This window comes from Bartonella sp. AC158YNML, from assembly GCF_042196725.1.
Taxonomy (GTDB): domain Bacteria; phylum Pseudomonadota; class Alphaproteobacteria; order Rhizobiales; family Rhizobiaceae; genus Bartonella.
Genome location: NZ_JBHIQU010000025.1, coordinates 1 through 13,476, shown reverse-complemented (window position 1 = coordinate 13,476; position 13,476 = coordinate 1). Strand labels below are relative to the sequence as shown.

6 protein-coding genes and 1 tRNA gene are annotated in these 13,476 nt (G+C 36.4%); 6 read left to right on the top strand and 1 reads right to left on the bottom strand.

Annotated elements, in window-relative coordinates; genetic code table 11:
• The first annotated feature begins 983 nt into the window (after nucleotides 1-983).
• From ACFIM1_RS08570 to ACFIM1_RS08555, 4 genes are all read left to right on the top strand, one after another.
• Nucleotides 984-2,180 (top strand): multidrug effflux MFS transporter, encoded by a 1,197-nt coding sequence (locus ACFIM1_RS08570; RefSeq protein ID WP_375608637.1) that lies wholly within the window; start codon nucleotides 984-986, stop codon nucleotides 2,178-2,180.
• Between the two features lie 269 nt (nucleotides 2,181-2,449).
• Complete coding sequence (locus tag ACFIM1_RS08565) at nucleotides 2,450-3,181, top strand: alpha/beta fold hydrolase (protein WP_375607409.1); 732 nt, start codon at nucleotides 2,450-2,452, stop codon at nucleotides 3,179-3,181.
• Nucleotides 3,178-5,352: an isocitrate/isopropylmalate family dehydrogenase gene (locus ACFIM1_RS08560; protein WP_375607410.1), complete on the top strand. Its 2,175-nt coding sequence runs from the start codon at nucleotides 3,178-3,180 to the stop codon at nucleotides 5,350-5,352. The genes ACFIM1_RS08565 and ACFIM1_RS08560 overlap by 4 nt, the downstream gene beginning before the upstream one ends.
• Nucleotides 5,353-6,203: 851 nt before the next feature.
• Entirely contained in the window at nucleotides 6,204-7,010 is an 807-nt protein-coding gene (locus tag ACFIM1_RS08555) for an N-acetylmuramoyl-L-alanine amidase (protein WP_375609708.1), read from the top strand.
• A gap of 2,241 nt (nucleotides 7,011-9,251) precedes the next feature.
• Here the strand turns inward: ACFIM1_RS08555 and ACFIM1_RS08550 are convergent.
• A complete protein-coding gene (locus tag ACFIM1_RS08550) occupies nucleotides 9,252-10,448 on the bottom strand; it encodes a porin (protein WP_375609709.1) in 1,197 nt (398 codons plus the stop codon).
• A 329-nt stretch (nucleotides 10,449-10,777) separates the two neighbouring features.
• On the opposite strand from ACFIM1_RS08550, the gene ACFIM1_RS08545 reads away from it, so the two are divergent.
• Nucleotides 10,778-10,868 (top strand) — tRNA-Ser (locus ACFIM1_RS08545).
• Nucleotides 10,869-11,886: 1,018 nt separating this feature from the next.
• A partial coding sequence (locus ACFIM1_RS08540; RefSeq protein ID WP_375609710.1) for a pertactin-like passenger domain-containing protein occupies nucleotides 11,887-13,476 on the top strand: 1,590 nt, incomplete at its 3' end.

The window sequence follows — 13,476 nt, the reverse complement described above, 5'->3', positions numbered from 1 at the left end:
TAATTATGTTCCAAAAAGGAATAGATATGAGCCAAAAAGGAATAGGAAAATACTTTAAACAAATGTTTGTTATGAGAAGTAAAATGTGGCTATACAATTCAAAAGACCTCACTTATGTCTGAAAAAAGGCGGTCTATCCGTATACTATTATCATATTATCATAGAATTTCTCATGAGAGAGAATAATTTAAAAAAATTGTATACTATCGTTTATTGGTTTCTAGCTTATAAAGTAGGGGGTATATCTGCTTATTTTTATAAAAGTGTTACTGTTTTTATGGGAAGAATATTTATAAAATGAGATTAGAAGGCGCATTTAAAGATAAAAATAAATATCAGTAACGTTCATTCATAGTGTTATAAAAGATTATGGATTAAGTTAAATAAAAAGCTTATTGAATTGTTATGACATCATATTTGTTAATATGTTACACGGTAATTTTTTGATATTTATCTTAGATGAAGAGTTTTATGAAATGAGTAAGATATATTTGGTTGTGAGTTGGTTTGCAGAGAAAGCATTATATTTTATGGTATAGGGGATAGATCAAGATTTTTTCCATAATTATTTGTGTTGATAGGGGCTTCAAGCTATTGTTGTGTTATGTGCCACCATAGTGATTTTGGGGTAGATACGTTAGAGATTGTTTTTCTGCTTTACGTTTTGTCGATCAACGTTGATGGATATTGTATAGAAAGTGAGACTGTTGCCGTGGAGAGAGAAATTATGCTTTTGCTTATAATATCAATGAAAAAAGCAACGGAATATTACGGCAAAGTATTTGTATAGGAGAGCTTATTTAGGGGGTAACTTTTTAGCTCGTGAAGTTTGTAAAATAAAATGCTGTCTATAAAAAAATAATATTTTTATAAAGTAAAATAATAACACTTTTAATAATTATTATTTGCATATATAAGCATAAAATATAATTATATTTAATTAAATAATATTTAATACCTAAATAAAAAGTGTGACTTTCCTGATGAAACATAAATATACATTACCATTCATTATACTTATCGTATGTTTATCAACAGGAGGGCTGATTTCTACCGATATTTTTTTACCGGCACTGGGCGATATGCGTCAATATTATCAAGTGACACAATCTCAAATTCAAAGTGCAGTGGCGGTTTTTTTGTTGGCATTGGCACTTGGGCAGCTCATTTATGGGCCGCTGAGTGATAATTTTGGGCGTAAAAAAACACTTCTATTGGGCTTATTCTTGTGGTTATTTACGACACTTGGTGTGATTTATACGGTTCATATTCACGCTTTTCTTGTGTTACGTTTCTTGCAAGGTCTGGGTGCTTGTGCGGGACTTGTCTTAAGTCGTGCAATTATCAATGATTTGTTGGATAAAAAAGCGGCTGGAAAACTTTATTTGATTGTTTTTCCTTTTATTGGAATGTCACCAGCACTTGCACCTTTCATTGGTGGACTTTTGATACAAGCTTTTCATTGGCAGGCAACTTTTATCTTTTTAAGCTTTTTTATATTTTTGACCATGTTGCTATGTTGTTTTGTGCTAAGCGAAACTCTACCCCCTCAAAAACGGCAGCATTTTTCTCCTATAGGATTTATGAAGGGATATCTAGGCGTTCTTAGAAATAAACAATTTATTTTTTATGCACTTATTCCGTGTTTTTCTTACGCAGCCTATTTTGCTTATATTGTAGAATCGCCTTTTTTACTCACGACTTTGGGGCTTTCGCCGATATACATTAGTTATACCTATATTGGTGTTTCATTGCCCTATATTTTGGGAAATCTTTTAGCGCGATGGTTTTTCGAACGCGAGTCTATGGAAAAAACTGTCTGTCGAGGGTACATTATTTTTGTTATAGGAGGCATGCTCTTTGCTTTGCAGATGTATCTAAGCCCATGGCCCCTTGTGACAAGTTTTATCGCTATTGCTGTTCTTACTTTTGGCAATGGTTTTTTATTACCGTTAGGAACAGCGTTGGCTATTTCATCGCATCCGCAAGCTGCGGGAGCGGCTTCTGGTGTTATGGGGTCTTTGCAATTAGGCAGTGCGGCACTCAGTGCAGCGGTTATCGGAAAAATCTCTGGTCATAGCCCACGGGCTATGGCAACTTTGTTAGCAGGGTGTTGTCTCATTGGTTTTATCATTTATATTCGAAATGCCCGTGTTTTTATGATTTCAGAAATAAGCTGAGTAAAATGATAAAAAGAAAGCATTATGCGGAAATGCTTTTGATGTTTTATACAAATGGGGGCACCTGTACATTAGATGAATTTTTTTATGAAGTTGTTTGATTGCGTGGGGTTAAATTTATCACAGGCTTAGTGTGCGTTTAACAAATCACTGATTACGGGGGGGAAGCTTATGAGTTTAGAATTTCAACATATCTGTATTTTCATGATAGTGGGTGGGAAGAGTTTCTGCCTGAATGCATGTTTTAAAATAGGGGGAAAAATTGAGCAATGCGCTTTCCTATTATTATTCTTTCTCCTGTGATGCCAGTTTGGGATGATGGTGTCTTTTGTTCTCCATTGACAACGCTATGTTCAACAAAAGGATTCCCTGTCACTCTGCTGGACACACTCTCTCTTTTTCCTAAGAGTTCTCATGTTCTCAATCATTCTGTTGTAGAGACTTTATCTTTTATGACAGAAAAACTTAAAAGCTATTTTAAAGAGCCTACGGTGTTGGTAGGATTTTCTATGGCTGGAACATTGGTACAAATATTGGCAGTACAGCTTCCCAATGTTCAAGCTGTGCTTGCTGTGAATGCACCTGGCTATCCAGATAAGGTTTTGCAACGGCGCCTTGGAGATATTCTTGCCTCCTTAGAAAATAATGATTTATCGGGGGCTTTGGAAATACTCAATGGTTTTATGCATCCTTCTGGCATTATGAAAAAAAGAGCCTTATTGGAGATTCCTGATGAAAAAAAAAGCGTGGCAATTGAACGCATGACAAGAGGGTTTAAACTCTTATTAGAAATAGATGCTAGAGATGAAATAGTTAAGTATAAGGGGAAGTTTTTAGCTTTAGTGGGAGAAAAGTCGCAACTTGCAACGGTAGATAATCAGACGAAAAGTCATAATCTGAACCATGAATATAAGATTGTTTCTGGTGCTGGTACGCGTTTATGGGAGGATAATCCTACTATGATGGATGCAGTTATTGATGAGTGGCTGGAGGGACTATGAAAAAGAAAGTACTTGTATTACCTGGTGATGGGATAGGATCAGAGGTTTGTGATGCTGCGCTGATGGTCTTAGAGCAATTCCAATTGCCGATTGAATTGACTTATGGTGATATTGGTTTTGAATGTTGGAAACAGGAAGGAGATCCTATTCCTCAAGCGACTTGGCAAAAAATTACTCAGAGTGATGCTATTTTACTTGGTGCTGTGACCAGTAAAGGAAAAGAAGCGGCTTTAAAAGAACTTGCTCCGCATTTAAAAGAGAAAAACCTTGGCTATGTTTCTCCCGCACTTCAACTTCGCCAAAAGTTAGGTTTGTTTGCGAATATATGTCCTGTAAGATACATCTTTGGTCCCCAACGTCCTTTTCATTTTTGTGTTATCAGAGAAAATAGTGAAGGCCTTTATGCTGGATTGGATTTTCGGGGTATTCCTCCTGAAACAGCCGTTTGGCTAAAACATCCAAATTTGACAAAATATGGGCTTGAGGAGGCCGCGTGGACAGTTCGTTTGCAGACACGCTTTGGTTTAGAACGGTTATTTGAATATGCTTTTTCGTATGCACGCAGACATGGGTTTGGGCGGGTTACTTTTGCTGATAAGCCCAATGTTCTGCGAGAAAGTGGTCAGTTTGCTCAGGAAATTTTTGAGAAAATTGCGCAAAACTATCCGGAAATTGAATCAGATATTCATGATGTTGATGCGGTTGCTTTGTGGATTGCAACCAAGCCAGAGCAGTTTGGTGTGATTGTTGCTGAAAATATGTTTGGCAATATTCTTTCTACTCTTGGCTCTGGTATAATGGGAGGAGGGGAGCTTGCATCTCATGTGAATGTGGGGAGCGAGATTGCTTGTTTTGAACCTGTTCATGGAAGCGTACCACGTATTGCTGGACAAAATAAAGCCAATCCTTCTGCGATGCTTTATACCACGGCTTTACTCTTAGAGCATTTAGGCTTTAAAGATGCAGCAAAACAACTGGCTGAGAGTGTTGATCAGGTTATTCGTGCTGGAAAAACCGTTACCTATGATCTTGGAGGTATAGCCTCTACCCGTCAAATGGCTGAAGCTGTTCGCAATTCTCTTATGAATTCTGTCTTTGTTCATCGTGCTGCCATTATTACCATTGGTGATGAACTCCTTTCAGGACAATATTTGAATACAAACTTACAAGATTTAAGCCAAAGCTTGAACAAGAGAAATATTCAAGTCACACGTCATTTTGTTTGTGCTGATCAATTACAGCAAATCAGTGAGACTGTTGTTTCTTGTCTTGGACAAGAAGATCTTATCATTATCAGTGGGGGATTGGGACCAACATCAGATGATAAAACACGCGATGGAGTTGCTCAAGCTGTAAAGCAGCCTTTGGTACATCATGAAGATGTTTGGCAAACAATAAAAGGTCAATTACAACGATTAGGGATTACGGCGGATAAGAGTAATGCACGTCAAGCATTGTTTCCTGAGACAGCAACCGTACTTGATAATCCTACAGGCACAGCACCAGGGTTTTATCTCTCTTGCGATGGAAGTACGCTTGTTGTTTTGCCTGGTCCACCATCACAGGCTCTTGCGCTTTTAGAGAATTATTTAGAACACAACGAGAAGAGATATTCTTCTGTATCGCGTGCGGGGTATGCATGGACTTTGATTGGAATTGATGAAAGTACTATTGCGCAGTGGGTTGATGATCATCTTGAAAATGAACCCTTTGAGCGGCATTTTTTATGGAAAAGTCCCTATGTTTTGGTGCAACTGGTTGCTCAATCAGAAGCACCCTTGGAACAACATTTCGTGGAAGAATTTGAAAATCATTTTCGTCCATATTTGGTTGGTGCAGAAGTTACTACTGCTTCTAAACAATTAGCGATGCATGCAGAGGTTCATTGGTCTGCCAATGATCCGCTGCTTTTAAAATATTTTCAGCCCATAGAAAAAGGTAAACAAGATATTCCACTGCTTGAGGTTGAAGTGAGCCTAGAGCCTTCTTTGGAGACATTAGAAAATCAAGCAGAAAGCCTTGGACATGCTACCATAACTATACGGATGAAAGGTTATGGTGATGATCGTATAATTTTTCCCTATACGCGACCACTTTTAGGTGTCGTCTTACAAGAATATGCCGCTTGGTTGGTTTTAAAAAGATATTTGAAAATGGAGAAGAAAAAATGAACCTCTATGGGGATGTAAAATATTGCCTAAATTATTGAACATTCTATTATAAGAAGTATTTTGATCTTTTTCTTCAGGGGTTTTTGTCTATAGGCTGTTTTTTCTTTTGATGTGTAATTAAATGACTTTGATTGATTCAAGATTAAGAACTTTACTATATCTCGCTACACTCAATATTTATAATGATTAATTATGATTATAAATCAATGTATTGTCTCTTATTAACAGCATATAAAAGGAGCCCAGAGACTTGTGTGGTTGAAGTATTGTCAATAATGGAGCTTCTTTTGTCAATCAGAAAGCAATGCTGTGAAAAGATAAGAAGCAGTGTCTTTTAGAGAAAATCTTTGCAAATTTTATTGAAAAATATGCCAATGAAGTGTTGCGTGTGAATATTTTCTGTTCAGTTATCGGATAATAAATTGCTGTAAAGGCCTCATAAAATTTTTTCTTTAAGTTTTTGTGTAAGCATGACCGTTGGGTGTTTGCTTCCCGAGGAGCGATATTTTTCAATTTGATAACAGGAAGAACTATTTTTTTTGTAAGACGTGAAGATTTGAGGAGTGATCATTTTACGCTTTTGTTTTCTTTTTGATTGGTCATTTGTAGGAATTTTTTTGGGAAAAATATTTAATGTGGTGTATTTGTGAATGTGGTTAAAAACATTTTACGCGTGTGTGGGAGAAATAAAAATGTGTCTTAATTGTTGATAAGAGTATCAATGTTTTTAATGAACAAATTTCAGTCGTAATTCTTAGTATCTAGATAGGAAGTTCAGCGGATTTTAACAGTTAGTATCCTATCTGTTGTGATGTGCAGTGGTCTTTTTAAGCAAAAAAGAAAGGGCTTTTATGTATCAGATTGATTACAATAGTTATCGTTCTGTCAAGAGTTTTAATCGTCGCGTTCGTTTTCTCGTCATGCATTATACAGCTCTTGATTTTAAAGCCTCGATTATGGCACTTACAGGAGAAAAGGTTAGTGCACACTATCTTGTTCCTGATCCTTCAGAGCAGACATATCGTGAGGCAGGCTTTAAGGATATGCGTATTTTTAATCTGGTTGATGAAAATGAGCGTGCATGGCATGCGGGTGTGAGTTCATGGGCTGGGCATAGTCAGCTCAATGATGTATCTATCGGGGTTGAAATCGTTAATTTAGCGACTGGTTATTCTGAGTCTTCAGAAGAGGCAGTTGATTGTACGACTTATCATGATGAGAGGGGTATATTTCCTCCTTATAACCCAATACAAATTGATGCCGTTAAGGAACTTGCATTAAATATTCTGCAACGGTATCCCGATATTATGCCAACTGATGTTGTGGGACATAGTGATATTGCCATTGGAAGAAAAAGTGATCCAGGAGCAGCTTTTCCATGGAAGGAACTTTATAGGGCAGGTATAGGAGCATGGTATGATGATGACCTAAAAAGTCATTATCAAGAGCAATTCTCTAAGAATTTGCCACCCAAAGAAGATGTTTTGGCGAAGCTAAAATGTTATGGATATGACATTTCTGCTGCGTGCACCCAAACAGGATACAAAGATTTGATCCGAGCATTTCAACTTCATTTTCGTCAAGAAAATTATGATGGGATTCTAGATGTTGAAACAGCAGCAATTCTTTATGCATTGGTTGATAAGTATTTTCCGTGAACTCAATGCGTTTTAATTGAAAGATATGTTATGATCACATGTGATCTTAAGAGAAGCTGCTTTTTATTGATTGGCTTCATGTAAAAAGAGGCATTTATAGTGTAAAAACCCTATGGACAGTATAAGGCCTTTCATGAAAAAAGAAACATAACTCTACGGTTTGCTGAAGTAAGTTTTTCTATTTTTTTGTCTTATATTCCGCTCTGTTTAAAAATGTGTAAAGTCAAGATGGTGAGTATAATAGAGGTATGTTCTTGGCCTACAATAGAATGCCTCAAGCACTATATCCTTGTGTTGTATAGTTATGTGTTTATTCAAATTTTTTCAGTGTTGTATCACAACACATATTTTAGAATGACGTTTGTAAAGAGTGTAAAACTCTCTGTGAGGTGAATAGTCTGTTGCACATTTTATATTTAGTAAAAAATGCTTAAGTGCGTCATACTATTTTTCAGCCCTTAATATTGCTAATGCCTTGGTTCTCGAAACGATTATAAAAAGTGTTTCTTTTTTCATTTACACGCTAATCCTCCTTGTGATGTGCAAGAGAATGAGCTTGATTGACTCATTATAAGGGGGGAAATGAGAGTATTTTATGATGTTAAGGTTTTTCATTAATCAATATGTTATTGAACATAAACAGAGTGCTTAGAAATTATAGAGAAAAGAGAGAGATGCAAGATATTTATTGATAATGATAATTTATTTTTTTTGAAATGAGCCTCTAAATTTCATAAACTTGTCTTTTCCTCTTATAAGGAAAGTTTTCCCACACCTAAAGGATGAAAATTTTTCTCAGAGCTGGTCTGTCAATAATCCGGATTTGTATCGAGAGGGCTCTACAGTGCTTTTCACTCATATGATTCAATTATATAAGGTTTTACGGGTAAGTTCTATTTTGAATATTCATGACGCATAAATACTTCTTGTGTTAAGAAGGTGTTTGCGCCTTATATCTCCTACTCTTAAATGACGATGTTTTACGGTACAACGAGATAAAAAATGTTTGTGTGTATCTTGCAATGAAATTAGCCTGTGAGTCAAAAATATTTTAAACAGAAGGAGAGAAGCTTTTGAGAAGTGTTTCTATGCATGAACAGCTATAATCTTGGAAACACGTGAGATATTCAGAGTGATTAGGCTTTATATTGGATAAAGGTAGCGCTGTTTCTTGGTTCTTTATTCATAATATTAAAGACGAAAAGTATGGATTATGAATTTTGTATTTTTTGTGTGCAAGGAAAGTTCGGCGACACTTAAAAAAGAGTACAAAGAAGAAGGGCATAGTGCAAAAATAGAGGTGTAGTCTTATTAAAATTTTGAAAATATGTATTTCTTGCTTTTGAAAAAATATTTTTTATAGTCTCCAAAAGAGATTAAAGTTGTAAAGAAGTCAGTTATTTAGTCTCATATTGCTCTTCTTTATAAGGCATATTCTATGTGTCTTATTCTCGTTCATAGCCAAATGCTATCGTTTAGGGCAGTTAACTATAAAGTTTATATAAAATTTTATATGTGAGGTGTTTTTTATTCGCGTATATGATGAATATTCATAATATGTTTTGTTTGTCTATTTTGATGAAGGTGCATTGCATGAGTGGTTAGCAGATGAAATCCGCTTCAAGAAGAGCAGGGCTGTTTATAGACTTGTACGAGTAGGAATCTTTGTTCTTTAGAGGGGGAAGAGAGCAACTATCTATTGTCTCTTTTGTTGCTTTAGAGAATATTGGCATAGTTTTGACGACATGTTTCTTGATGATTATAATCTTTAATAAAGCTATATTGTAAAACATTGTGTTTTACGATATTTATATAAGGAACATTCATGCATATCAAAAATACAATGATGCTTTTTGTCTGGGGGGCAGTATTTTATCTGTTTAGTGCAGTGAACTTGAATATTGAGTGCAGAACTTATCTGAGAAGCTTATGACCTAAATTAATAAAGGTTAGGCGTAAATTATCAGGAAAAATCAATTTTTTAATAAAGCAAAGGGATTTTTCATGTTTTAAAGAGCACGGAGAAGAGATTGATTGTTTGAAGTGATGTGTCAACGCGTGTGCAGTGTTCTTATTAAGCACATCAGGTTCATTTTTTAAGAATATTTTTGTGAAATTAAGTCATTTTTGTTAGAAAGATAAGGAAATAAGTATCAGGAAAAGGTGTTCATGATATTTTATTTCAAAAGTAAAAACTGGCAACTTATGTTGCCAGTTTTTAAAAGCTGTAGCCTAATAGGATTAGAATGAACGCTGTAAACGGATCATCCCTTGGAAAGCGTTTTTCCCATTAAAAAGATGTTTTTCGTTATTATTTGCATCTTTTATAACGCGATCATCATTCCAAGAAACATAGGTTAATTCAGGTGTAATCACAAATCCTGGAACCAGCGTGTATGTAATATTTACAGAAGTTGCAAAGGTTTTTACAGCACTATAAGAAACTTGAGCATTCAAATTTGCTTTTGGAGTAAGCTTGTAAGTGGCACCCGCCCAAGCTGCCCATTTACCACCCCAGTTTGCATAAATCGTTGTGCTTTTTCGTGATAACTCATCATTTTCATTTACTGTGTAGTAATCAAGGCCGTTTTTATAACCAGCCATTACCCATAGATTGAAACGATCGTTGACATTGAAATCTGCACGTATTTTTCCCGCCCACTTTTTGTAGTAAGTATCATATGCGGTAACTGCTGAAAAGCCACCCCATTTTTGCATAAACTTTATACCTAAAACCACATTGGGTGTGTAATTTTTAATTGATTTACTCGGAAGAGTATCATTCGTGATAGAAACAAGCTTACCATCTTTATCAATGTAGTATCCTTCTATTCCAGGAAGAGTATCTGCATTATTGCCTAATTCAGCGCCGATAATAGCAGAAAAGCCGGAGTCACCACTAAAGGTGTAGGAAATAAAATTGGTGCGTGTTGTGCCAGCAGGTGCTATGCTGTCATCATTGAGAACATTTCCATAATCACCAGTCCAGCTGTTGAAAATTGTATCATCAAGACCTACGCGAAAGCCACCCAGTTCAATGTAAGCAGCTGCAAGCTTTGCACTCGCATTATCTTTACCATCCCCCCAGTTTGAATAAATTCTTGCGTATGAACGAAGTGTTCCCATTTCCGTTTCAGAGGCGGCTTGAAAAACAAGGGTGAGACGTGATGCTGCGCCATAGGTATCTCTTTTGTTTTTCAGTTCAGTTTCGGTTGTTGCATCGATATTATCACCGCCTATAAAATCAGCGCGGACATTTCCTGATAAACGCATACAGGTTTCTGTTCCAGGGATATAGAAATATCCTTTTCCGTAAGCATCACAAACGCGAATATATTCTACAGGTTCAGGTTCGGCAATCGCTGTTGAAGCAGCATGAGCTCCAGAAACAGCTAAAAAAGCTGTTGTAGAGCTTAAAAAAAGGGATTTTATATTCATATGGGATCTCCGAGGTCCTTTTTAATCTTCTTCTAAAGAGTATCTCTTGCCTAACGCATTAAAGACAAAGATACAGAAAAATACACGATACTTATCATTCTAGCTATACTGATCTTTTTTAGATATTCAAATATGAAATTACTTTTTTGTAATGTATACATATACTATTCGATAGGGTGTGGTAAAAAGGACACAATTTTTTATTTTGTTAACGTTTTATCCCCATGAGATCACTCTATGAAATCAATACAGAAGGAAAATTTCAGATATTTTGGAAAAAAATCGAAAATGTCTTGAACTTTCTGTTGATACCATTTATGCAAATCGTTGGAGAGGTGGCCGAGTGGTCGAAGGCGCTCCCCTGCTAAGGGAGTAGGGCTCAAAAGGCTCTCGAGAGTTCGAATCTCTTCCTCTCCGCCATTTATTATTATAAAAGTGTTCGATTGTGTGGAGGAATTTTGTTTCCAGTGGTTTGCGTTAATTTGCTTTTCTACCAATCCCAATTTTTTGTAGCTTTTTAATTATTTCTATTGCTAGGCATTTTCTATCGGCTGTTTTGGTACAAAGCGATGCTATTTTATCTCTAGTCCAATTTATCTTTAGTCCAACCAAACAGTGCTTTCATTTGTGAAACCGTAGCGCTCTGCATTAGCCACACATGTTGTTTCTTATTTTCGCAATCTCTGTGTTGACTTTGTTTGTATCTGTAGCAACATATTGATTTATATATATAATTTGTCGTCATTTAACTTAAATTAGAACCCCGAACACCGTAAAATTCTTTCTGTTCAAATCTTTTTTATTTTGAACCAATGACAATTATTTGCTCGCAGATCATAATCGGAGAGAACCGTATAAATAAAAACGATTGAGCAAAGAAAAAATGCCTCTCATGAACTGTCTCAAGTGCCAAGGGCTGTCGCGCAACACGAACGAGCTGGCAAGTCCTGTGTGATGGAGTTGGTTTGCTCTTCATAAGTGTAAAGATGGCGTGCTCAATGGTTTTTATTATTTCATAGGGGTTTTATCGTTATACCCTTCATGGGCATTATCGTGAAATGGGCTTGAGTGCTCTTTGAAAGATATCTCTTAAAAAAAGCCCGTAAATTGGTAACGCAAATGTATTTGGTTTGGGGTGTTCTATTTTGCATGAGGAGTAGAATGCCATTAAAGAATGCGATTTTTTCCTCCATAATTCCAAATATGCAAATTGTTCCTTGAATTCAAATAAATATTTTGAATTTTATTCAGTTTTTCTGCCTTAAGTTAGAGTTTTTTAGTGGTTTATAGATCAACAACTTATAGTTGTTTAGATTAAAAAAATACACTAAAAAATTGTATTTAGACATAATTAAAACACATTATGATACAATCTAAAATGAGCTACCTACGTGGCCGTGGGATATTTTTCTAAATAATTGAGAATGGAGTGTGGATAATGCGGTATAAATACAAATTAAGTTTTTCAGTATTGATGATCAGTAGTTGTCTTGTGCAAATTGCAAGTACAGCTGAGAGCAGAAGTAAAGGACTAGCAATAGTAGAAGGTTTAGGAAATGGAGCAGAAATACCAAAAGGTTCAGCCCTGACTCTTTCCCTTTTCAGCAGCAATATTGTGGTTGGGGATGGCAGTGTTGAGATTGTTGAAAATGGAGCAACTTCTGTAGGTTCCACTATTAAAAAAGGGGGGATGCAAATAGTTACGCGTGGAGGAAATGCAATAGATGCTAAAATTCTTGGAGGTAAGCAGTTTGTTCATGAAGAACCAAACCTTGATCTTACAAGCGTGGAGAGAAGGAGTAGTGCTTCTAATACTACAGTTTCTGGGGGTAGTGGAGCAGTGGGTCAGCAGAATGTGTATGATGGGGCAGTGGTTTGGTATACGAAAGTAGGAGATAACGGAGAACAAAATCTTTACGCGAAGCAAAGACAAGAGGGGGGAAAATCAATGTATGCTGAGATTTCTAAGAATGGCAGACAACACGTCTTAGCGTTAGGAGAGTCTTATGCTACTACTTTGAAGGAGAAGGCTATTCAAGTTGTATATCCTGAAGGGTTTGTGGATACTTTAACAATTACGGATTCTGCTAGGTCATGGTTTCACTCTGGTATTCAAAAAGTCGTTGGAGAAGTAAGGGTCAATAATCATGGAGAACTTTATTTGTTTGCTGGTGATAGGACAAACCATATCACTAAGAAAAAGATTCCTATAGAAGAGAGAGCTGATGAAACAATATTTGAGGTCGGTGAACGGAATATAGGAGAAAAACCTCAGATTGAAATTGAAGATTTAGGGGGACATGGAGGAACGGTTATTTTTACTTCTATTCCGTATGATCCACGTCATATTTCACTTCATGTTGAGAAACTTTCAGGGGATTTGCATTTTCGATTCAATATTAGTGCTACTTGGGAGGCAAGTGATTACTTGACGATTGGTGAGGGGGCAGGTAATCACAAAATACACGTTGCAGATTCTGGTGCTGAAATTACAGGTCCTCTCTCACAAAGGAATAGTTTTGTTACTGAGATTCCGTTAGTTACCGATAGAAGCCAAAATGAAGGAGCTAATTTTACTCTGACAGATTTTTCGGGCAAGGGCATTACAGCTGTTGATGGTGGGACCTATCAGTATCAATTAGTGAAGAGAAAAAGATGTGCGAGTTCTAGTGGTTATTCTACAACTTGGTATTTATCTAGGGATTCTTCTGAAGATATGGGACGTTCGAATACTGAGATACAATGTGGAAACAAGAAGATGAAGGTTCCTCTTACCTTGTCTGATCAAGGGGATTCTTCTGGAGGAAAAAAGGCTGATCGTCGTCCATCTAAAAAGCAACCTCCTAAGTCACGGCCTCCACGTCATTTAAGAGAAGCACAGAAGGTTTCTAGCGTTTTGGTATCTTCTTCTCAAGAAAATCAGACTCGTGTAGCGTTACCTCCATCAGTTCCTCATCCTCTTTCTGATGAAAAGCAACAAGCTGCTGTTTTAACATCTTCACCATCTTTAGCTGATCAGATGACTTTG

Bases quoted from the DNA above. Each gene is read 5' to 3' on its own strand.
- ACFIM1_RS08570 (WP_375608637.1), top strand. From the start codon at position 984: ATGAAACATAAATATACATTACCATTCATTATACTTATCGTATGTTTA.
- ACFIM1_RS08565 (WP_375607409.1), top strand. From the start codon at position 2,450: ATGCGCTTTCCTATTATTATTCTTTCTCCTGTGATGCCAGTTTGGGAT.
- ACFIM1_RS08560 (WP_375607410.1), top strand. From the start codon at position 3,178: ATGAAAAAGAAAGTACTTGTATTACCTGGTGATGGGATAGGATCAGAG.
- ACFIM1_RS08555 (WP_375609708.1), top strand. From the start codon at position 6,204: ATGTATCAGATTGATTACAATAGTTATCGTTCTGTCAAGAGTTTTAAT.
- ACFIM1_RS08550 (WP_375609709.1), bottom strand. From the start codon at position 10,448: ATGAATATAAAATCCCTTTTTTTAAGCTCTACAACAGCTTTTTTAGCT.